Annotated in this window: 12 protein-coding genes and 1 tRNA gene; 5 read left to right on the plus strand and 8 right to left on the minus strand. The window is 43.5% G+C overall.

Annotated elements, in window-relative coordinates; translation table 11 throughout:
• Positions 1–7 precede the first annotated feature (7 nt).
• Positions 8–1606, plus strand: coding sequence for a type IV pilus assembly protein FimV (locus tag ACTD55_RS05265; protein ID WP_438863268.1), 1599 nt, complete (start codon positions 8–10; stop codon positions 1604–1606).
• A gap of 96 nt (positions 1607–1702) precedes the next feature.
• On the opposite strand, the gene ACTD55_RS05270 is transcribed toward ACTD55_RS05265, so the two are convergent.
• Complete coding sequence (locus ACTD55_RS05270; RefSeq protein ID WP_438863269.1) at positions 1703–2317, minus strand: trimeric intracellular cation channel family protein; 615 nt, start codon at positions 2315–2317, stop codon at positions 1703–1705.
• Positions 2318–2696: 379 nt separating this feature from the next.
• On the opposite strand from ACTD55_RS05270, the gene ilvD reads away from it, so the two are divergent.
• Both ilvD and ilvA read left to right on the plus strand, forming a co-directional pair.
• Positions 2697–4544 (plus strand): dihydroxy-acid dehydratase, encoded by a 1848-nt coding sequence (ilvD, locus tag ACTD55_RS05275; RefSeq protein WP_438863270.1) that lies wholly within the window; start codon positions 2697–2699, stop codon positions 4542–4544.
• A 14-nt stretch (positions 4545–4558) separates the two neighbouring features.
• Positions 4559–6109: a threonine ammonia-lyase, biosynthetic gene (gene ilvA, locus ACTD55_RS05280; protein ID WP_438863271.1), complete on the plus strand. Its 1551-nt coding sequence runs from the start codon at positions 4559–4561 to the stop codon at positions 6107–6109.
• Here the strand turns inward: ilvA and ACTD55_RS05285 are convergent.
• The 3 genes from ACTD55_RS05285 to ubiK all read right to left on the minus strand — a co-directional run bounded on the left by ACTD55_RS05285 (position 6106) and on the right by ubiK (position 8320).
• Positions 6106–7182, minus strand: a complete 1077-nt coding sequence (locus tag ACTD55_RS05285; protein ID WP_438863272.1) for a putative bifunctional diguanylate cyclase/phosphodiesterase — start codon at positions 7180–7182, stop codon at positions 6106–6108. The two genes, ilvA and ACTD55_RS05285, sit on opposite strands and share 4 nt — an antisense overlap.
• Positions 7145–7996: a diguanylate cyclase domain-containing protein gene (locus tag ACTD55_RS05290; protein ID WP_438863273.1), complete on the minus strand. Its 852-nt coding sequence runs from the start codon at positions 7994–7996 to the stop codon at positions 7145–7147. Before ACTD55_RS05290 ends, ACTD55_RS05285 begins: the two co-directional genes overlap by 38 nt.
• An 81-nt stretch (positions 7997–8077) precedes the next feature.
• Positions 8078–8320: a ubiquinone biosynthesis accessory factor UbiK gene (ubiK, locus tag ACTD55_RS05295; protein WP_416306634.1), complete on the minus strand. Its 243-nt coding sequence runs from the start codon at positions 8318–8320 to the stop codon at positions 8078–8080.
• Between the two features lie 150 nt (positions 8321–8470).
• Here ubiK and rep point away from each other — a divergent pair, with 150 nt between their 5' ends.
• Entirely contained in the window at positions 8471–10489 is a 2019-nt protein-coding gene (gene rep, locus ACTD55_RS05300) for a DNA helicase Rep (RefSeq protein ID WP_438863274.1), read from the plus strand.
• 36 nt (positions 10490–10525) lie between these two features.
• Here rep and ACTD55_RS05305 read toward each other — a convergent pair whose 3' ends face one another.
• Complete coding sequence (locus ACTD55_RS05305; protein ID WP_438863275.1) at positions 10526–13138, minus strand: bifunctional diguanylate cyclase/phosphodiesterase; 2613 nt, start codon at positions 13136–13138, stop codon at positions 10526–10528.
• Positions 13139–13267: 129 nt separating this feature from the next.
• The gene (locus ACTD55_RS05310) at positions 13268–13669 is read right to left on the minus strand and encodes a c-type cytochrome (protein ID WP_438863276.1); all 402 of its coding nucleotides are present in this window, start codon (positions 13667–13669) and stop codon (positions 13268–13270) included.
• A gap of 225 nt (positions 13670–13894) precedes the next feature.
• On the opposite strand from ACTD55_RS05310, the gene ACTD55_RS05315 reads away from it, so the two are divergent.
• Positions 13895–13971: transfer RNA gene (locus ACTD55_RS05315), tRNA-Arg, on the plus strand.
• 135 nt (positions 13972–14106) lie between these two features.
• Here ACTD55_RS05315 and ACTD55_RS05320 read toward each other — a convergent pair.
• Positions 14107–20364, minus strand: a complete 6258-nt coding sequence (locus ACTD55_RS05320; RefSeq protein WP_438863277.1) for a DEAD/DEAH box helicase — start codon at positions 20362–20364, stop codon at positions 14107–14109.
• A gap of 2 nt (positions 20365–20366) precedes the next feature.
• The gene (locus tag ACTD55_RS05325) at positions 20367–23714 is read right to left on the minus strand and encodes an STY4851/ECs_5259 family protein (protein WP_438863278.1); all 3348 of its coding nucleotides are present in this window, start codon (positions 23712–23714) and stop codon (positions 20367–20369) included.

Below are 23714 nucleotides of genomic sequence, written 5' to 3' on the forward strand. Positions count from 1 at the left end.
AGTACCAGTGAAAATACATTCAATGTTATCCCTGTTGTCATTATTAGCGTTCCCTGTCGCTGTTAGCGCGGCTAACAGCGCACCAGCAGAAAAAACGCAACAAATTACCGTACAGCAAGGCGATACATTATGGAGTATCGCTTATCGCTTCCGCCCTAGTGACCGGATCCCCATGGCGCACATGATGCAGGTTATTTATGCGCGTAATCCCGAAGCCTTCTATACTCAACAGCTAACTAGCCTAAAAGCAGGCGCACTTTTGGTCATCCCACTTGATGTTGACACCCTGCTGTCAAACCAACCAAACGAGTTGGTTAGTGCAGCACAACAGGCAACCGTCGAGCCGGTACCAGCAGCACTTGCGCCTAAGAAACCAGTCAACATTACGTCAACCACAACGACATACAATACAACCTCCGAAACGCAATTTGATACTGCAATCCCCGACAATGCTGCGGCGGAACCATCCAATTTTATGATTGATGGCACCGTTGGCCTTGAGGGGCGTTACTTTCCCCAGACGGCCGAATTTGCTCAGCAAACCAATAAACAATGGTCGGGAGTGGCACAACTGGATTTTTATCTACCTTGGAACGATGAATATGATGCGGTGAGTTTTTCGCCTTTTTATCGTAAAGACAGCCACGATCCCCAACGTACTCATTTGGATATTCGCGAACTTAAATATTTACATGTCGGTGAGGATTGGGAGATCCATGTCGGTATAGACAGTGTGTTTTGGGGCGTAACAGAGACGCAACATCTGGTGGATATTGTTAATCAAACCGATTGGGTCGAAGCTCCTGATGGAGAAGATAAACTCGGTCAACCGATGCTGCATTTATCCACATTGCACGATTGGGGTACATTAGACTTTTTTGTTTTACCTTACTTTCGCGAACGCACTTATCCTTGGTGGCAGGGCCGTTTACGCGGTCCAATACCGGTTAATACCGACTTGGCCTTATATGAATCAAAAGATGAACAGCACCATGTTGATTATGCCATGCGCTGGAATCATTCCTTTAGTGACTGGGATTTAGCGTTATCCGGATTTAGTGGCACATCCAGAGAACCCATACTGATTCAACAATTGGATCTATCGGGTAATCCCCAAATGGTGCCTTTTTACCCGCAAATTAATCAACTTGGTGTTGAAACCCTTTATATCAGTGGTAGCTGGATCTGGAAACTGGAAGCCATTCACCGAGAGGGCGAGTTAATCAACAACTATCAGGCTGCCGATTTCGGGTTTGAATACACTTTTTATGGCGTGAACGAATCGGTTATTGATGTGGGCTGGTTGATGGAATACCAATACGATAGCCGTGGCAAGCTTGCCACCAGCATGGCGCAAAACGACTTATTTATCGGTACCCGCTTAGCATTTAACGATATCGATGGCAGTGAAATATTGGCCGGTATTGCTCAAGATCTTGATTTCAGTAACAGTCGCAGCTTACTTATTGAAGCCAAAACCCGCTTAAATGCTAACTGGACCGCCAATCTGGATGTGTGGCTATTTAGCAGCGATGACCCACAAGATCTGAATTACTGGATCCGCCAGGACGACTTTATTCAATTTACTCTTGAGTTACATTTCTGATTTTATCTTTTAATTAATACTCAGGCTCAAGACTAACAACAGATAGGATAATCATTGCCATATTTTTCTCATTCCTTGTACAACCGCATGGGAAACTCATTCCGGTTGATTAAATACCGGCAAACTCCATTGCCAACGCATCGCCATTAATCGCATTATCAAGGTCGTCATACCGCCAATAAACATACAATATTCACGTGATAACCCAAGATAAAAAGCAAAGCAGAACAGCGATCCTCCCACTACACAGGTAGTAGCATACAGCTCACCTTTGAGCACTAATGGAATTTCACGGCACATAACATCACGAATTAAACCACCAAATACGCCCGTCATGGTTCCCATGACTACCGCCACTAATGGCGTTACGCCAAGACTCAAGGCTTTTTGCACCCCCATCACATTAAAAAAGGCTAATCCAATCGCATCAGCCAGTAATAAAAAACGTAATGGAAACTTATCATTGTTCCTTACCCAGATAATGGTCAAGAACGCAGCGATAAAAATCGAATACAGATAACTGTTATCCTGTACCCAAAACACCGGCACATCCAGAATTAGATCCCGAGTGGTGCCTCCACCAATAGCGGTAACAGATGCCAGCACTACCACGCCAAAACCATCCATATGCTTCTTATGCGCCATTAAGGTACCGGAAATGGCAAACACCGCCACGCCTAATATGTCCACCCAATGTAACCATTCATTCATTTTGATAACCACTTTTTCGTCACTTATGCGACTTTATAACAATTTTATGCAGTGTTTGCTTGATCTGATTAGGCTTCGCATGATAACTCTATAGACATCACTTGCAGGAGCTTTTATGACTATTACACCATTTTCAATTTGTGTAGACGTGATGGTGATTATTCACCCAACGTGAGGGTTTGGTTGAGCGGAATAAAGTGAACTGACACTAAACCCTCGAGCATTCCTCGGGGGTTTTTATTTTGTGTATATGAAAGATCAACACGCCCTAACGAAACGGTGAAATAGGCGGTATTATTACGCCAATACAGATTGACTCAACGCAACTGACTGCAAAGATTATATTTTCATTCAAGAAGTGACTAACAGGATAAAGACAATGCCAAAATTACGTTCAGCAACATCCACTCAAGGTCGAAATATGGCTGGAGCACGAGCCTTATGGCGTGCCACCGGTATGACGGATGGAGATTTTGGTAAGCCTATTATTGCTATTGCGAACTCATTTACCCAATTTGTTCCCGGTCATGTGCATTTGAAAGATATGGGACAATTAGTCGCGCGCAGTGTTGAAGAAGCGGGCGGTGTCGCCAAAGAATTCAACACCATTGCGGTCGATGACGGTATCGCCATGGGACACAGTGGCATGCTGTACAGCTTACCCTCACGGGAATTAATTGCCGATGCAGTGGAATATATGGTTAATGCGCATTGTGCTGATGCCTTAGTGTGTATTTCTAACTGCGATAAAATCACTCCGGGCATGTTAATGGCAGCCTTACGTTTAAATATTCCAGTGGTGTTTGTCTCTGGTGGTCCAATGGAAGCGGGCAAAACCAAGTTGTCCGATCAAATTATTAAACTGGATTTGGTTGATGCCATGGTCGCGGCTGCGGATGACAAAGTATCAGATAGCGATAGCGATAAAATCGAACGTTCCGCCTGTCCCACTTGCGGCTCCTGCTCTGGTATGTTTACCGCCAATTCAATGAACTGTTTAACCGAAGCCTTAGGGCTGTCTTTACCCGGTAATGGTTCAATGTTGGCCACCCATGCTGATCGTGAAAATCTGTTTAAACGCGCGGGTAGCTTAGTGGTTGAATTATGTCAGCGTTACTACCAACAAAATGACGAAACCGCGTTACCCCGCAATATCGCTAATCGTACCGCTTTTGAGAATGCCATGAGTCTGGATATCGCCATGGGCGGCTCAACCAATACTATTTTGCATTTATTGGCAGCCGCACAAGAAGGTGAGGTGGATTTTGTACTGGAAGATATTGATCAGCTGTCCCGCAAGGTTCCCCAGTTGTGCAAAGTCGCCCCTTCCACCCCGGAATATCATATGGAAGATGTGCACCGCGCAGGCGGAGTGCTAGGTATTCTAGCCGAATTGAATCGAGCCAATTTATTTAATCCGGATAACCCGCATATTTTGGGTAAGACCATCGGTGAGGTCATTGCCGACTGGGATATTATCAATCCGGATAACCATTCTGCGCTGACGTTTTATAAAGCCGGGCCTGCGGGTATCCGCACCACCAAAGCGTTTAGCCAAAATTGCCGTTACCCCACCGCCGATACGGATCGTGAAAAAGGCTGTATTCGTAATCTAGAGCATGCGTTTAGTAGCGAAGGGGGGTTAGCCGTCCTATCGGGAAATTTAGCTGAGAATGGTTGTATTGTTAAAACCGCTGGCGTAGATGATTCGATTCTTAAATTTACCGGACCGGCACGTATCTTCGAGAGTCAGGATGAAGCGGTAGCGGCGATTTTAAATGATAAAATTGTCGCTGGTGACGTGGTAGTCATTCGTTACGAAGGTCCTAAAGGTGGACCGGGAATGCAAGAGATGTTGTACCCCACGTCCTACCTTAAATCCAAGGGCTTAGGCAAATCCTGTGCGTTGCTCACCGACGGAAGATTCTCCGGCGGTACATCCGGTTTATCCATAGGGCATTGTTCACCCGAAGCCGCCAGTGGCGGAGCTATTGCGTTAGTCGAAGAAGGCGATTTAATTGCCATCGACATTCCAAACCGCAGTATTCAACTACAGATTTCCGATCAGGAGTTGGCCAGCCGCCGCGAAAAAATGAACAACAGTGATAAGCCTTGGAAGCCCAAAGACCGGGTCAGAGAAGTCTCTATTGCATTAAAAGCTTACGCCATGATGGCCACCAGCGCCGACTTGGGTGCGGTACGTGATAAAACCTTATTTGAAGACTAGGCCGGAGATTTAAATTGAACGTAAGCAACAGTGAGTACTTACATAAAATATTACTTTCACCGGTTTATGAGGCAGCAGTCAAAACTGATCTGGTCAAACTGGACAAGCTTTCAGCTGAGTTAAACAATCAGATTTTCCTGAAACGCGAAGATCAGCAGCCCGTTAAATCATTTAAGCTACGTGGTGCCTACAATCGTCTATGCCAGTTATCACAACAGCAACTCGATGCCGGGGTGATTGCGGCATCAGCAGGGAATCATGCCCAGGGCGTGGCTTATTCTGCCAAGAAAAAGGGCATTCAGGCCACTATCGTGATGCCGGAAACTACCCCGGAAATCAAAATTGAAGCCGTCCGCAACTTTGGTGGTGAGCACGTCAATGTAGTGCTGCACGGCACCAATTTTGATAGTGCCAGTCAGCATGCCAAGCAGCTTGCTAACGAATTTGGCTACACCATGATCCCGCCGTTTGATAATCCCGACGTGATTGCCGGACAAGGCACTATTGCCCGCGAAATGCTCGAACAAAATCCGGATCTGGAAGTCTTGTTTATTGCCGTCGGTGGCGGCGGTTTAATCGCCGGCATTTCGGTATTTCTGAAACAATTAAAGCCGGATTTAAAAATTATCGCGGTAGAGTCTGACGAGTCGGCCTGCCTTAAAGCCGCATTTGAAGCAGGCCATCCAGTAGAGCTGCCTTCGGTGGGTATTTTTGCCGACGGTGTCGCCGTGAAAATTATTGGTACCGAACCCTTTCGCCTATGTCAGCAATTTGTTGATGAAGTGGTAACCGTCAATAGCGATGAAATTTGTGCCGCCATTAAAGATATTTTTGATGATACGCGAGTGATTGCCGAGCCTGCTGGTGCGTTGTCTGTCGCAGCCATTCGTAAATATCTCAAACAGCATACAGAGATGCAAAACAGGAATATTGGCGGCATTTTGTGTGGTGCTAATATCAATTTCCATACCCTGCGTTATGTATCGGAACGTTGTGAATTGGGTGAGCAAAAGGAAGCCGTATTTGCTACCCGATTACCTGAGCGAAAAGGAGCATTCCGCCAATTTTGTAAACTACTGGGCGGACGGGCGATTACCGAGTTTAATTATCGTTACGCTCGGCCTGAAGAGGCCCATGTCTTTGTCGGTTTGAAATTGCGTCAAGGCCGGCAAGAATTTGCTGATATTTGCGACAATCTTGAACAGCACGATTACAAACTGTTTGATCTATCTGACAATGAAATGGCCAAACTACATGTACGCTATATGGTCGGAGGCCGTCCAGTTGGATTGAATAATGAACATATTTATTCATTTCAGTTTCCTGAACATCCCGGGGCGTTAATGAAGTTTCTCGATACGCTGGGAGAGCGCTGGAATATTACCTTATTCCATTATCGCAATCATGGTGCGGCGGACGGACTGGTGCTGGTAGGGTTTGATATCCCAGCCGATTCGCAAGCAGATTTCGATCAGCATCTGACCCAGTTGGGCTATCATTTTAATGAGCAAACCGATAATCCGGCTTACAAATTTTTCTTATCAGATATTAACGGGATAAGTTAATTTGCCTGAGTCTGCAAGTATTGGATAAATTCATCATCAGGTAGCGGTTTTGACCACAAATATCCCTGGGCAAAATCGCAACCTAACTGGTGTAAAGACGAGGACTGTGCTGTGGAATCGACACCTTCAGCAATAGTTTTCAGCCCCAGATTGGAGGCCATTTGTATGATGGTCGTAACGATAGTTTTTTCCTGATGGCTGGTTAGCATCAGTTGTACAAACGACATATCGATTTTCAACGTTCCAATTTGCAGATTTTTGAGATAACCAAGATTGGAATAACCCGTCCCAAAATCATCAATCGAAAAGTGCACCCCCGTCTGGCTTAACCGGCTAAGGCAATCAAGCATAGTAGCGCTATGTTCCAGAAATAGCGATTCGGTCAATTCCATTTCCAGACAGCTGCCATCAAGTTCATATTGCTGTAATGCCTGTAATACCACTTCGGTTAAATCACCTCGTTTAAACTGCAACGGTGAAACATTCACCGCCACGGTCAACCCACTAAAACCGGACTGGTGCCAATGCCTGCATTGTTTGCAAGCCTGTTGAATTACCCACTTGCCTATATCGATAATACAACCAGACATCTCCGCCAGATGAATAAAATGATTCGGCATCAGCAGGCCGTAGCGCGGATGATTCCAGCGGAGCAATGCTTCAGCACCAATAACTTTGCCATTAGCCAAATCAATTTTGGGTTGATAGGCTAACCAAAGTTCATTGTTGCTCACTGCCACGCGCAGATCAGCGATAAGGCTAATATCTGACTGGGCATCCTCTCCCATTTTGTCGTTATAGAACAAATAGTTGTTCTTACCTTTAAATTTTGCCGCATACATGGCCAAATCCGCTTTACCACACAGGGAATCAAAATCGTCACCCTGGTCCGGGAAAACAGCGATCCCTATTGAGCAAGTGACACTCAGATCATTGCCCTGCACTTTGACCGGCAGGATAATATTACTAAGGATTTTGTCAGCCAGTTTTTCGATTTGCCGCTGATTATCAAGATCCTCAATGATCACCAGAAATTCATCCCCCCCCGAGTCGGCAGATGGTATCGCTATCACGCAACAACCCGACTAAACGCTGAGATATGCCTACTAATAGCGCATCACCTACCTGATGGCCGAGCGAATCATTGACATGCTTGAAATTGTCTAAATCAATAAACAACAAACTGGCGAGTTTATGATGACGGATAGAACGTGAAAGAGCTTGTTTAAATCGTTCTTTGGCCAGACTTCTATTGGGTAAATTGGTCAAAACATCATGATGCAACAGAGTATGAATTTGCTGTTCAGATTCAACCACCCGTTTGTTTTCTTCCGAAATGCGTTTAACGGCCAGACGCAAGTCATTGGATAACAGCCAGACACAATAGGTTGTCAGTAGCAGCAAAATACAGATCAAAATTGCCGCACCGAGATCCGACGGTAACGCCTGATGCAAATATATTCCGGCCGTATTGACATAACCAATGAGTAAAATATTAGCCACAATAAAAGCCAATAACGCTTTAAATAGGCGTTGTGAACCTAAAATAACTGCAAAAATTAAAATACCGGGAAACGCAATTAACGCCTCATCACGTAACCCCTGATTGCACCAGATTAAGTAGGTTAGAGCGACAGTGACCGACCACATAAAGGCCGCCGCAACGGTATCAATATTGCTGTGTTTTGCTTTGCGAGAAATGGCATAAATCAGCGCAAAGAGCACGACTAGAACAGGAACTTCGGTCCATGCACCAAAATAAATGCGATGCAGAATAACAATCAGTATGATGGCCCGGGAAGCGAAAAGGGCCTGAAGTAATCGGTTTCGTCTATACCCGTACGAGAGAATCGCAGCGACTTCATTAGGATCATACTTATCCGCCATCCACACACTCCTGACGCTGATGTAGCAACTCAGATAATGCTATCGATCCGAAGATACAAGTTGCACAATTGAAGTTAGAGCTTAGTCTTGTTTTTCCAGTTCAGCCAGACGGGCTTCTAATTCAACCAGCTTTTCGCGGGTACGGATAAGTACCTGACTTTGCACATCAAATTCCTCACGGCTAACAAAATCCAAACGGCTTAACTGATGTTGTAATACCTGCTTCACTTTTGATTCTGCGCCTTCGGCCATATTTTTAATACCCGGCGGTACGGCATCGGTAATTTGTTTAGCTATTTCTTCCAGTTTTTGTGGATTGATCATAAATCGAATTCCTAGGGAGTTTTAAAGATTATTGTACCGGATTATCAGCTAAAGCGAACAATCGATTTTAAACTCCGGCAAGCGGCTTCTTGTCTGGTATAAACCACAATAATTTTTTACAATCCCCGCCCCGTTATTCAAGGTATGCAGATGAAGCTTAATCCGGCACAAAATGAGGCAGTTACGTATATATCCGGTCCCTGCCTGGTGCTGGCCGGTGCCGGTAGCGGTAAAACCCGAGTCATTACTAATAAAATTGCCTATCTGGTGCGTGAATGCAATATGCCCGCCCGTTATATTGCCGCGGTGACCTTTACCAATAAAGCAGCCCGGGAAATGAAGGAACGGGTGGGACAAACCTTAGGCAAAAAAGAAGCACGTGGTTTAAAAGTTTCGACCTTTCACACCCTTGGACTCAAAATCATCAAATCTGAGGTCAAGCAACTGGGGATCAAACCCGGCTTTTCGTTGTTTGATGATAAAGACAGCCTGAAATTATTAAAAGATCTGACCATGGATCTGTTGGATGGCGATAAGGAGCAACTGTCCTTGTTGCAAAGCTGTATTTCTAACTGGAAAAATGACCTTAAAACACCAGAACAGCTTAGCCGGATGCAGTTATCACCCAGTGAAGTTGAGTTTGCCCAATTTTACCAGCAATACCAGAATCATCTGCGAGCCTATAATGCACTGGATTTCGATGATCTTATTCTGCTACCCACTTTGTTGCTAAAAACCAATGAGTCGGTGCGGCAAAAATGGAATATGCGGATTAAGTACCTGCTTGTGGATGAGTATCAGGATACCAATACCAGTCAATATGAGTTAGTTCGTTTATTAGTCGGCGAGCGCCAGCATTTCACCGTCGTTGGTGACGATGATCAGTCCATCTATTCCTGGCGCGGAGCACGGCCACAAAATCTGGTATTGCTACAAAAAGATTTTCCCAGTTTAAAGGTGATAAAACTGGAACAAAATTACCGTTCATCTGAACGAATTTTGCATTGTGCCAATATTCTGATCCAAAACAATCCTCATGTGTTCGATAAAAAACTCTTTTCTACCTTAGGTCAGGGGGAAACCTTAAAAGTTATCCCCACCAAAAATGAAGAGGATGAAGCACAACGGGTTGTGGCTGAATTAATGGCGCATAAATTTATGAACCGCACCTCGCATAAAGATTATGCCATTCTGTATCGGGGCAATCATCAATCACGAGTATTCGAAAAAGTCCTGACTACTAACAAAATCCCTTACAAGCTCAGTGGCGGCATGTCATTCTTTGGTCGGGCAGAAATTAAAGACATGATGGCCTATTTGCGCTTATTGGTGAATCAGGATGACGATAATGCGTTGTTACGCGTAATCAATACCCCTGCGCGAGGAATTGGCCGCACCAGCATGGAAAAGCTGGGTAATTTCTCCAATCAATTAAAAGTCAGCTTATTTGAAGCCGCCTGTCACCCTCAATTACAAAATGTGCTCAGTGGCAAGCCCTTAGTGGCTATCGAACAATTTAGCCGTTGGTTGGTAGAGCTATCTGACAATGTAGTCAGAGGTGATGGTATTGCCGTCATCCGCGACATGATCAAGTCTATGCACTATGAAGAATATCTGTATGAATCCAGCACAAGTCCCAAAGCAGCAGAAATGGGCATGGCCAATATCAGCACCCTGTTTGGCTGGATCAGCGATATGCTCGAAGGTAACGAACTCGATCCCCCGATGACCTTACAGGAAGTCGTTAATCGTCTTATCCTGCGCGATATGATGGAGCGGGGTGAAGACGAAGATGAAGCCGACCAGGTGCAATTGATGACCTTTCACGCTTCGAAAGGACTGGAATTCCCCTATGTATTTATGGTGGGGATGGAAGAAGGCCTGCTACCGCACCAATCCAGTATTGATGAAGATAATATCGATGAAGAAAGGCGATTAGCCTATGTGGGGATCACCCGCGCCCAGAAAGAACTATTTTTCACGCTTGCCCGCGAGCGCAGGCAATATGGTGAAGTAATCCGTCCCGAACACAGTCGCTTCTTGGATGAGTTACCCCATGATGATGTTGTATGGCAAGACAAAAAGATTAAAGCCGATCCGCAAGAAAGACAGCGTAAAAGTGAAATGGGTATTGCTAATTTGCGTGATATGTTGGGCAAAAACGAATAGATTAGAATCACTCAGCGGCCAGTGAGCGCATAAAAGTTAAGTCTTGCTTGTATCTTTTTTAACGACTAGCTTTTGAGCTGGTTTTACAAAAGCGCCTTGTCCATACAGGCAGCCAATACCAATCAATTCGCGCAGTTGTTGTGCGGTTTCAATCCCTTCAGCAATCACTTTAAAATCCAGATGTTCACCAATATTCAGTACCGATTGGATCATCTTGAGGTTCTTTTGGGAACGCGGAATAGAACGAACATAACGATGGTCAATTTTGACGTAATCCAGAGGATAGGAATACAAATAGCTCAACGATGCTAAACCACTGCCAAAATTATCCAGCACCAGTTGAATCCCAGCCTTTTTCAATTTAGTCAATGCCGGAAGAATGTGTTGGGAACGACGGTTCAACGCATTCTCGTCAAATTCAAAGATTAGATGATAAGGATTTATCCCGGTGGCACGGATTTTATCCAGCAAACTATTAATTAATTTTGGCTGAAGCAACTGGTTAACCGATACATTAATCGCAATGCGATAACGTTTTTCAGGTCCATCAGAATATTGCCATTGACGCAGCAACGTACAGGCCTGCTCAACCAGAAAATTATCCAGCTCTAACGTTAAACCACTTTCTTCAGCAACCTGACAAAATTGCTCACGCTGGATTTTACCCAGGCGTGGATGCTCCCAGCGAATATAGGCTTCAAAATACAAAAACTCTTTGCTTTCCAAATCCACCGCTGGTTGGAAAAAACACTCAAAAGCCGACTCGCGTAAGGTACGGCGAAATTCATTTTCGAGTTCCAGTTCTTCCAGCAACTTATCGCGCATACTCTTATTAAATAGAGCATAACGACCACGTCCCATTGATTTGGACTGGTACATCGCGGCGTCGGCATCACGAATCACTTCATCAGCGGACTGATACCAGCTTTCCAGCAATGCAATACCAATACTGGCACCGGAATACATTTCTTTATCTTCCAGCACAAACACTTTAGCCAATGAATTAATAATACGAGTCGCCACGTCCTCAGCGTCTTCAACTGATTCAAAGGTATCGAGTAAAATAACGAATTCGTCGCCACCCAATCTGGCCAATAAATCATGACCACGAATGCATTTGCTGATCCGTTTGGACACCTCAATCAAAAACATATCACCGGCATAATGGCCAATGGTGTCATTAATTTGTTTAAACCGATCCAAATCAATAAATAGCACTGCAAAATTTTGTTCTTTATGGCGCTGTTTATTCGCCACCGCCAACTCTAACCGATTGGTAAACATGACTCGATTGGGTAAACCGGTTAACGCATCATGATGGGCATCATGAATGAGTTTTAGCTCTATTTTTTTACGTTCTTCGATCTGCTTTTTCAGCGTCTCATTGGCTAAATTTAACTCCGTCGTGCGCTCTTTAACTTTTTCAGACAATTGCTGATTATATTTTTGAATACTGTCAGCAGCGCGTTTACGTTCCATGGCCACCGCAATATGATGTGACACAAACTTCAATAATTCTAAATCTTTAACGGTATAAGGCGAGTCGTCATCATAGGTTTGTACCGCAATCACCCCGTAGATTTCACCTTCTACAACCAATGGTGACCCCAGCCAGGAAATATGGGACTTTTTCATATTTTCGGGAATACGTTTATCCAGCTCGCCTTTGTCGGCTAACGCTTTCACTCTAGCTTTATCCAGCAATTCAGCCTGACCGGTACGCAACACATATTCCGTTAGACCACGCCCTATCGGCCGCGGCTCAATATGAGATTCAAATTCGTCGCTAAAATAGGGGAAATGCAGATAATTCTGGTCTTTATCGACTGCAGCGATATAACAGTTAGGCGCACTGATTAATCGAGATAACACCCCATGCAAATTGACATAAAAGCTGGTCATTTCACCATCAACTGAAGCTGATAGTTCAGATATTTCAAACAAGGCCTGCTGTAACGCTTCTACTTTTTGCCGTTCAGAAATTTCCTCTTCAAGATCTTTGTTAATCGCTTGAAGTTGCTGGGTCCGTTCAATAATGGTTTGTTCGGTTAATTCTCTACTTTTTACCCGATCGAGCGCATTAACAATATGCTGAGAGACAAACAATAAAATTTCTAAATCCTGATCGGTATAACGCTCAGATTCATCGTAGCTTTGTACCACCAATGCACCGATAACATGATCGTCACGTTTCAATGGAATACCAATCCAGTCAACCGGATCGGCCCCCAAGTTATCAACATCAATGCCTTTTAGTTTTTCTTCTGCATTTTCTTTGGTAAAAAATAAGTGATTGCCTGAACGTAAAATATACGCTGTCCAGGTTTTATTGAGTCCAGAAGCGGGAATAGTCGGTAGAGTAAGTTCGTCAAACTCATCGACAAAATAGACAAAATCAACGGTTTCTGTTGCCGCATCGTGTAACGCTACAAAGAAGTTTCTGGCCGTCATAAAGCCAGCAATTATTTTGTGTACGGCGGGGTATAGATGTGACAGCTCATTAACTGAACTGGCTAATTCAGAAATATCAAACAGCGCTTTTTGAATAAGTTCTGCGCGCTTATATTTATCCGTCAACTGTTGTAACTGGGGAACAAGTTCCCGCAATTCCGCAACCGATAACTCTTTGGTTTGACTTCCTTTCGTCATGGATCCTCAGCGCCTTACGATTCGCTGTAAAATTACACTATTTGACGACCGAAGAGAATACAATGAAGAAATAGAAATAACCCAAATTTGACCGTCACATTCTATTTCCACATATTTACTGAATAAAATTTAGAGCCCTTTTATCATGTATTCAATCGTAGCTTTAATATCATCTTCTGAACAATCACCACAGGTACCTTTAGGTGGCATTGCATTAAAGCCCCCCATGGCATGTTTAATTAACACGTCTTCACCCTGAGCAATACGTGACTTCCAATCGTCAGCATTACCTTTTTTAGGAGCGCCCATCACCCCTGTTCCGTGACAAGCACTACAAGTGGTTTTAAAAATATCTTCACCTGAACGAGGGCCAGAATTTGCCGCACTTTCATCAACCGCGCCTGCCACAGTCACTTGTCCGACAGGTTTAATTCTTGCTTTAATTTCTTCTTTGGTCATATCGGTTGCCTGTGTGGAAAACACAACCAAACTTGCCAATACAATAAATAATGTTTTTAAATTCAATTTCACAACGATTCCCCAATAACAGACTTAGCTAAGTCAATTATCTGCATAACCAGACTAAAGAGACCTGATTATAACGACTAATTAATGGCCTACAAGAGTTTCATTCTGGATCGCCGGACAAATTTGAGTTTAATCATTAATTTAATCGCATCCAGATAAATAAGTTGAAGCACGATGTTCGTCTGCGTATCATATGCGCCGCTCAGGGGTCACCCTCGTGTAATATTAGCACCCGTAGCTCAGCTGGATAGAGCGCTGCCCTCCGGAGGCAGAGGTCAGAGGTTCGAATCCTCTCGGGTGCGCCATCTATATATGGCATTTAGCAGTAGTAATCACTAACAAAATGTCAGTCTGTGACCAGATTGTGACCAAATGTATATAATAAATTTGAGCACACAAGTCTGTGTCTTTTTTTGGCGTACGTAATTTATATTACGAATTCAAAGTTTGTTAATATAAAGTACCGATGGCCAATCTGCGCTATTCCTCGCTTGACCGGAAGACCAAACTTCAATCATCTGCTCAAGCTGTCTGCTGACCTCTGTGAACTCAAATCGAAAAAGTTCTCTACTGACATCATGTGACCAATAACCGACTCCTTGATCAAAGGCGATTGAAAATTGATTCCCATCCCTGAATGTCAAAACCAACTCTCGTCGATGAGGCACATTGCCTCGATCTTGATGTATCGTTAGTTTAACTGGAAGAGAAATACCTTTTGCAAACCATATATCTACAACCTGTTTGAATTCATCCTGGCAATCCCAATCGTCATGCAGTCGCCGTCCAGTTCGGTCTTTTGGATTAAATAGCGTACTAATTGAAAAAGATGCATTCTCCAGGCTGCCGAGGCCACGCATCACTTCACCCAACAAAATGATGCTCCAAGGTGACTGGATGTATCTGTCCGTATAATCAATAGACTCTATTCCGACATCAGCGATTTTTTTATTGATCGCAGGGTATTTCGCCTCGATAAAACTCCATAATTTCTTTCCAAATTGATTAACACGACCATTTAATTCCGTCTTAATCTCTATTCGCCCCCCAGCTTTGAACTGATTCCAATCTGAAGTATCCACACCGGTCCAAATTGGGATATTAGCAAGTAACGCGGATACAACCATACAATCCGAATTGCTCTCTAGCCAATCACTCCCCGGTATCAGTGGCGATTCATTTTGTACGGCTATGCCAAACATTTGCCTGTCGTTTCCGACAGCTACGGCTAAGTAGCCGCCGTTTTCTGCAATGGCTGATGTTGTAACAAGTTCAACGCCTAATTCTTGATAGCGTTTTAATATCTGCTGAACGGATTTCGACAGTTTTGTCGCGGGCAACACCATAGATAATGAGACGTTGTAATACTCAACAAGCTGTTCAACATACCTATGGACTTGTCTTGCATTTAGATCCCATTCATTTGAATTTGGTGATAGCCAAATGAAAACTCTATTGGCACCTTTGCTTACCCTACGAGAAATTTCCTCTTTGATAGAATGATAACAATATTCCGCATCGGGCAAATATTGGTACTCAGAAGGAAGATTGAGGAAAAGATTAAACTCATCACCCAACCATTCGAGTGCAGCATTTCTGTTTAAACTATTCACATCATGGCGAGTATTGGAGTCTAACAAACATGAAGAGCAAGCCTCTTCACAGTTGTCCTGGCATCTTAACCCTTCATGCATTTTACGTAATAATACATTGATATCTTCTGCTGCACTTGAGGCGAAACCAGCTCCACCTGAAAGTGTGTCATAAAGCTGGATTATCATTCCCGGCAGATTTGACAGTTCATCAACATTGGCTTTCACGAGATACCCAATTTCGGAGGTAGATATACCCCGCATTTCAGCAAGCGCGTTTCTTAGCGCCACGGCCAGTGTCAACGCAATGGTTTTGCCCTCATCAGTATTGGCAATTAATTCACCTGTAACCGGATGTTTTAATGCCAACTCAAATGCATCGGTGTAGCTGGAGCAACCAAGATGAATTTCTTTTTGAAGATTCCCATCACATCTTTCCTCAAACTTATTATCATCTTTTGACTTTGGTGTGGACAGAATGGGACGGTGCTTTTCATTTGGTTGCAACTCCCTGGGGTACTCACCATCAACCGCCATCGACTCTGCTTTACCACAACTCAAACAAACGGCATAGCCGGTACCATGTTCACCGGACGAGTGTTGAAAAAGTTGTGCATTTGAACCTACTCGCATACGACCAACTAAAGGGTTAGGCAGCGACTGATATTTTCCGCAAACCGATAACCAAGCAGGTTGAACAGGCACATATTTTTGAGAACTAATATCATTGTTCGGTTCTTCAAAAAAATCTGTAACAAAGCCTGTAGGTTGTAGAGTTTTCTTGATCTCTGAGTTTGGAGAAAGCGCCACAAGATGTCCGCACGAATCACATTCTATTTCGGTTTCATCAACAACTTTGTCTTCCAAACCAGTCTGTCCGCATCTTCCACACTTCCAGGCCAGATCAAACTTTTCGCCACCGCGTTCTCCAAACTTTTGCCAGTTCAAAGAGATACCCGCTGATTTAAATACTCTCCCATCTATCACAAGTTGCGATCCAGGGGCGTATTCACGAATTGCAATAGCCAAATTTCGGCTTGGCATCTCTCTCAATTGAGAAATGTTGTCCTCTCTGTTTTCTTTGGGTTTATTTTTTCCTTGCTTGGCACGTCTGTAATCAACAATATTGGTGTTGTCTAAAGTGACAACGTCCGTTGGGAACCCATATCCAGGCAGAAAGGCCTTTGCTGCCAACTCTTTTAACAAATATTCTGAGCGATGGCGTGCAAGTTCCATTTCAATACGGTATTCAAAAGGAGAATCCTTTACTGCACTTTTCAGTTTGTTTGTTAAATCATTGAATTGAGCAATCCACTTACGTTCCAGTGCTTTAATCTGCTCTTTAGTGTTATTGATTAACCTGGAGGGTTCATGACTCTCAAGTGCAGTGCCCTGCACCAGTTTTCGGATCTTTGCTTCAACATCATTAAAACTACTATCCAGCCATGCTATGAACCGCTCGCAAACTGACTGCCGGCTTTCATCAGGCTCGAAAAACCATTGAAGATTTAACGCCGTTTTCTCTTTTTTTGTGTTCCCTACAACGTGCTGAAGAAACTCAGCAAGCAATAACGAGTTGACATGCCTGTACACCAATCTTTCTGAATTAAGAGAAATATGCGGTGCGGGTATAGTTGTAATAAATGGCCATAGTGGCTCGCTGAACGCTTGCCTGTCATGGGGGTTACTTTTGCACAATGTGTAGGTGACAGCTCTAGACTCTTTACTTCGCCCAGCACGACCCGCTCTTTGGAGATAATTTGCAGGATGGGGGGGAACGTTGTTCATCACAACTGCGGAAATACCACCGATATCAACGCCCATTTCCATTGTAGTTGAGCAGTTTAGTACGTTAATGTTTCCTTGTTTGAAATCACGTTCATATGCTTGTAATCGATCCGCTGATTGCTGAGCTGAATGTTCTGCGGTTCTATAGTAGAAGCCTTTCTCAACGGTCCTGTCATTGATATCCGTCCATAAGTTTTTTTCCCGAAGAGCTTCAATACCCGGATCACGATGCACTAACTCTCGCATCTTGCTTAACCCTTTGGAATAGTCCTCTTGAGATATATCAAACATCCAAAAAGCAGGAATAGTCACTTTTTCACACAATAAGTTGCCTGCTTCCAAGTCGTGCGGAAGGTAAGGCGTTAAGCCCTTAAATGTCGTATCAATCAACTTATTTGTAACTGGACAAATATAACTAGACTCAGAGAATGAAAAGGTTATTTTTTCAGGGTTTAGATAGAATTGGTTTCCTTCGTTATCCAGGACTCTTCTTGTAGCAAGTGCTTTCCAAGCGGACTTTAACCACTCGTTCACTATGTCAATTGCAGTATTATCGCTGGCGTCCAATTTGGCAGCGATAAGCAACATCTTACCTAAACGACTACGATGTTGTTTTGAGATCTGAGGCCATTTTTTGATCCTATCGCTTTCAATTTCATTCGATTGAGGATTAAGTAGTTTTTTGGGGAAGAAGCGGAAACCTACCCATTTCAACAGCCTTGGTTCAAGAAGCGTATAAGTATTTTCCCTTACAAAGAAATCGAGACTGACTTTCAAAAAGTCCTGCCAATCTTGTAGTGAAAACCCATATTCGGCCCAACGCTCTGGCAATGCTGTAATGCTTTCCAAGCCAATATAATCCAGTTTTACTATGCCCTGAGTCTCCAAGTTATTTTGCCGCTTAGGTCGTCTGGCGAATTCCCTAATTAACAGCATTTTGGCCAAGGTTTTAGCGCCCAAACTATCATCAAACAATTCGGGATTGGCATATTTGTTATAATTTAAAATAGAGAATTTGATATCCGTTTTCTCTGAAAGGAATTCGACCATTTCAGGCCAGGTCACCGAAACAGGTTTAAAACTGATATTTTTAGATTCAAGCTCGTTGAGTTGGTTTTCAAGCTTTGCTGCAAATTCGTGTTGGCCAGCCATTTTCAAGGCTGCGATAGCTTGCTTTTGTTGAGCAATATCGTCGTCTGATAGGCCATCAGTCGAAGCAGGATTAGACAGTTGTTTGTTCTGGAGAATCTCAAACAATAATCCTCGAAGCCGACTTCGTTCTGCCTCCTGTTGCATCCTAACAGCCATTCTGGCTGTTCCCTGACGGCTATCTGTGAAAGTGATTAGTTTTCGACCACGACCTGGAAGCTCCGCCGGTGATAATTTATTGTCAGCGTCAGGCTGGTGATCAGGGCAATATTCTAAAATAGTGGGTACGGCATTTGCTACGTAGAATGGAGAACCGAGAATAGCTCTACGAATCGCTTTACGTCCTTGCACACCTTTATAACCACAACAACCGCATTCTTTCTCATAGCCATTTAGCAAATACAATGAAATTGCTTCCGATGCATTTCCAATCTTGGCTGTGAATTTATCAATATCAGTTTGACTATATTCTCCGGCCCTGTCAGAGCTTGCTCTAATTGTTACTGGTTCGACAGTTCGAATATATTTCTTTTGATCAGTAGTATCTTCATCATTCCCTGCTTCTTCTGTATCAAGCAGTAAAGCAAACTCGTCCGAAACAAATAGGTCTCGTTGTGCTAACGCACCGTCATGCTTTTCTACTGCGAGAAGATGCGGCGAGTTGCAATCGTCGCAAAGCCCAACCTCACATACTGGTGCACCACATTCACATCGGCTACGTTGACGTGTATAAACAAATCCAAAAGGCCAATTATCTTCCAATGAAGTTCCAGTCTTCGCCTTGCATTTGGGATCAATACAGCTCCACAACCCATTCAACATGGCTTGAAAAAAGTGTGCTCTAACTTTCAAAAAGGCTTCTTGGTTTTCTTCAGACTTAGTTCCTGTTAGAAGGTCAATCCAGCGCAGAATAGCGGCTTCAGACAAAGATTCACTGGGGAAACATAAATCCAAATGTTCGCGCAACTCTGAAAGTTTTAACGCTCTATCACTCGTTACAAACTTATGCCGTATTTCGCGAGCTATTGGTGATTCACACAACATTTGAAAGCGTTCATCTGACACTTCCTTCGCACTATCAATTCCCAATAATTCCTCAAGAGAATGATGTTTACTTGGAACAGATGGTAATGATGGAATTGCCCTGTTGCCGTCGATAACAACGATTTGCTCTTCAGATACATTTGCAAGACCAGCCAAATAGGTTTTCAACTGTTGATGAGCATTTTTATCGGCAATGGTTGCCGACGTTGCTACAAAGCGAACATCTTTGGCGTCTACTCCAAACGCTTGAATAACACGGCGCAACTGCATTGATAATTCAGCGGCCTGAGATCCCACGTATGAATGAGCTTCATCCAACACAATCCACCTAAGAGATTTTTGCTTCCGGGAAGTTTGGATGATGGGAGCATCGATGTTTCGAACCAACATGTACTCAAGCATTGTACCGTTAGTAACAAGTATTGGAGCTGGTTCCTCTCTCATTAATTCACGCGATAATATTTCGTTAGGTCGCTCTTTTTGCTTATCGCGGACGGATCTCATTTTTTCAGGTGTGTTACCGTTGTATAAACAATAACGAACGTTGTCACCAAATGACTGTGTCCAGGCATTTAATCTTTCGCGTTGAGAGTTGATCAGCGCGTTTAACGGATAGAGGAAAATCGCCCGTACACCAATTAGCTTTTCATTTGACCGAGCAAATTCGCGATAGAGATCCTCTAAAACCGGTACCATAAAACATTCTGTTTTACCTGAACCGGTGCCACTGGTAACAATCACGGACTGAGGTTTGTCCGCCAATAACGTTTGCCAGCTTGCTAACTGATGCGTGTACGGTGAAAAATGAGCAGCAAATCGATAACGGTTTTCAATCACGTTACCTTCGATACTTTTCACCTTCTCTCGGTTCAATGACTCCACAAGCGGATTGCAAAGCAAACCGTTATTAGTGAGTTGCTCCAGGGTGAACTGTTTTGCCTGCTCCCATCCGAATGTATGTTCCATTACCGGATCCGCTAGAAATGAACCAGGTGTGCCGCACTCTTTAGACATCTGCCGTTGAAGATGCTTTCTCAAATTAGGGTTGGTGATCCCCAAGACCCCCAACGTAGACTCTTTAGCGCGATTGATTGATTGTTCAACAAGGCTTGTGAAATATTTCATGGTTAATTCCCTTTGTTTTGATTTTCATAAGCACTGACGAAATAGCAGAATGCAGCGCTAAACCAATCACGGTCAAAATCGCGTAATTTTTTCATTTCATAGATGGCGTTGGTGTCCATTCGAATATACTTTTCAATCTGGATGAGGCCTGCGGCAACAGCCGCTGATACGGCAGGATAATAGACAACTGATGTATGATGCAGCTCACATTCTAATAGGTCACTTACGTCAAAGTCTGATAAAGCTTTTGTCAATGCGCCATTTAGGAGGGTTGGCCATTCATTAGCTTCAAGTTCCGAATTCACTCGCTTAAGGTCTTGTAGCCAACATTGTTTAAAGGCAAATTCAGCCTGGATTTTATTCAAAACTTTTTCGAATTGATTGTGAATCAGATAGTGAGCCAACGGCTCAGGGAAAGAAGAAACACAACCGGTCAGGTTTGAGAAAAGCTCACTCAAACGGGCAGTCACAATGTTGATATCTGGCAAAAAGCGACCAATAAACGATTTGTATTGTTCGATTGCTAATTTCCAGTTTTCGAGCTGTATCATTTCCCAGAAAATGGGTAACTCTATGTCCAATTTTTGAATAAACTCTTCGTTCATTTCAAAAACAAAAAGCGCTAACGTTAAAGCTCGATGATCTTTAGCTAGCTCATGCCAAACCTGAAAGGTCGAAAGGGGAAGGTAGTTGGTTTCGGTCCAAAGCGTTTTGAGGTAACTCCAACTGCGATGCTCAATGTTCTCACCCATTTCAGATATAACTTTACCAATTACATCTGGATTAGAAACTGGGTGATATGCTCTTACTGCTGATTGGAGGGTATCAATCTCTCGTGTTTCAACATTATCGACTTCATTTCCCAGACTGACCAACCTTGGTCTAAAGGCGAGATCGTTCCCGCGTCCCGGTGTAACCATCCACACATCGCCCTTAAACATTGCAGGCAGCAATTCATAACGATCAAGTACAATGTCACCTAGTTTCTTAGCCGGAAGAGGTAGCATGTGCCTTTCAGGCTCGGCAATTCTGAGCGTTTGAGGTTGCTCACTATAGGTATCAACCCCACTATTACTGTTGAAAGAAACGATATTGTGTTTGGTGTCAATTTCGATCTCAGTTATGTATTTTCTAACATTGTATTTTTTGGTGTTGACGCCATTTCGTATTTCAATTTCAACTTCAGCGTCAATTCCATCCTCCAACGCACTTAAAGCAAAAAGCTCCATTATTCTGTCTTTAAAGCTATATAAGCTGACAGACACAGGACGATTTCCAACTTTGATTTTGGATTCGAATCTCGGCGAGTTTCGAATAATCGGTTTCAGCGATACTGACAAAGTAAAGGTTTCGACGAAATCTTTTGCCGAATAGAGTAACACTTCAGAACCAAGTAACTGCGGTACAGTGAGCGACGAACCGAGTTCGCTCCCTTTACTGTCAAAGCCGAATACACCCGCAGCCGGAAATGGCACGGTTATTTCAATTGGATCACTGGCAAAATTGGCGTAGAACAGCAGCTTGATTGATGATGGCGGCTTATCATTGACTTCCAAAGAATAAATATGCGTTTGGTTCTGCTTTGAGTACTCACACTGCACATTTTCAACCATCACTTCCACGAAAATAGTTGCAGCAGTGGTGATATGCAGTTCAACACCCCGTTGGGTGGAATGAAATTTCAAAGCCAGATCTTCTGGCAACACACCTATCTTTCTTTTTAAAAGAACATCGCCCTCGGCATTTTTCAGGGTGAATGCATGAATACCGTACTTTTCATGTGTTTTAAGTTCATGCTGAGGCTTATCATTCAGAAACTCAAATGTATTTGGCGCATTTTGATTGTCTGCGTCTGGTAAAACGACTCTTGGCAAGCCTTTATAAACTCGTGTTGGTTTGGTCCCCCATTGAAGCTCCTGCCCCAACAACTCGAATGCACCACTGCTGTTATGAGTGGAGTTTGTACAAATGCGGTATCTGTTGCCATTGTCGTGGACACGGATCTCGCCAAATATTTTGTACCATTGCAGTGTTATATCTTGAAAATACAACGTCTTTTCTAGTTCTGAGTTTCCACTTAACACTTCTAACTCAGCATTACCGGATACAAGTACATAAATCGTTTTTGTTTTGACACTAAAACTTGACTGACCGCAGCAACTATATCCACTTTCAGTCTGTTCAAATCCGATTGGTATTTCGCCTAGGGGGATTACTGAAGCCCTAATTTCCTGCCTGTCTCTGCATATACCAGACTCGGACAATTCGACAAACAATGGTGTGTATGGGTTGTCTCGATTAACAACAACACTTTTTGATCTTGGTCTGACTATACATACTCGTTCTTCAAATTGGGCATAAACGCTGCCAAGTTGTGCCGCTTTTTTAACGCCTTCATCAAGTCCAAGCTCTAATCTTGTTGAGCTAACTTGTGACCGGTCCAAGCCAAAACTCAGGCTCTTGGGAAATGTGACCTTGGATTTTATTTTTAAAGTGTCGATGTCAAAGAAATGTTCACAAGCTAACTTTGTTTGAATGTTTTTTATCGACTGACTTGCGGTACTTGCCTGCTCAAGCCAGTTATTTAAAAGCTCACGACCCGTTTCATTGTCCAAAGGAATGGGAAATTGTTCTCGCCAGTTCGGCACGAGTTTATCTAACTGTTCGGAAGGCCTTTGATCCAAGTTACTGAGGTCTACTTTATTACCTAAGCGCATTAAATTTCGGATCAAACTGGCGATAAGTTCTACACTTTCTGTTTCTGAAAAGACAGTGGGTAAGTAAACGACGTTTTGCCGAATGAGTTCAGATAACTCAATCCCCAACAGTTCGACTTGATAATAATTTTTCAAGACTCGCCAAACCAAGGAACCAAATTTGTTGTCGGACTGCCGTATGAGTTGAAACGGCAAGCCGCCTTCAATAAATACTGATCCCAAGAAGGTTCTGGCACCGGACACTTCAAAACGACGCACGGACCTCTTCCAATATGTCTCCAGCCCCAGAGGGACTATCTGGCGGATATCACTTTGGTCTAATTCAAATTGCAGCTCTTGCCAAATAGGCGACCACTGCCATCCATCCTGTGTCTGGTATTCCCTCCGGTACCACTCAGAACAGAACAGCACAAAACAAGCCGACCAATGAATATGCCGCGAGGCTGTTACCGATGTTTTGGGATAGAAGCGCTTCGTTACCTCACGCAGAGACAAGTATTCATCATGAGAAACTTGATAGGCAAAAAGAGGTTGGCCCGTTGGCGTATTTAGTCCTCTCTTGTTGAGTAAGGACACAATGAAATCCGAGGGTGTTACTGATGCGCGCGCCACTGCTAATTTATTCTGACTCAT

This window comes from Neptunicella sp., assembly GCF_048268085.1.
In the GTDB taxonomy this organism is placed as follows: domain Bacteria; phylum Pseudomonadota; class Gammaproteobacteria; order Enterobacterales; family Alteromonadaceae; genus Neptunicella.

Excerpts from the sequence above, each read along its gene's own strand:
- ACTD55_RS05270 (WP_438863269.1), bottom strand. The coding sequence starts at position 2,317 with ATGAATGAATGGTTACATTGGGTGGACATATTAGGCGTGGCGGTGTTT.
- ilvD (WP_438863270.1), top strand. The coding sequence starts at position 2,697 with ATGCCAAAATTACGTTCAGCAACATCCACTCAAGGTCGAAATATGGCT.
- ACTD55_RS05290 (WP_438863273.1), bottom strand. The coding sequence starts at position 7,996 with ATGGCGGATAAGTATGATCCTAATGAAGTCGCTGCGATTCTCTCGTAC.
- ubiK (WP_416306634.1), bottom strand. The coding sequence starts at position 8,320 with ATGATCAATCCACAAAAACTGGAAGAAATAGCTAAACAAATTACCGAT.
- rep (WP_438863274.1), top strand. The coding sequence starts at position 8,471 with ATGAAGCTTAATCCGGCACAAAATGAGGCAGTTACGTATATATCCGGT.
- ACTD55_RS05305 (WP_438863275.1), bottom strand. The coding sequence starts at position 13,138 with ATGACGAAAGGAAGTCAAACCAAAGAGTTATCGGTTGCGGAATTGCGG.
- ACTD55_RS05320 (WP_438863277.1), bottom strand. The coding sequence starts at position 20,364 with ATGAAATATTTCACAAGCCTTGTTGAACAATCAATCAATCGCGCTAAA.
- ACTD55_RS05325 (WP_438863278.1), bottom strand. The coding sequence starts at position 23,714 with ATGAGTCAGAATAAATTAGCAGTGGCGCGCGCATCAGTAACACCCTCG.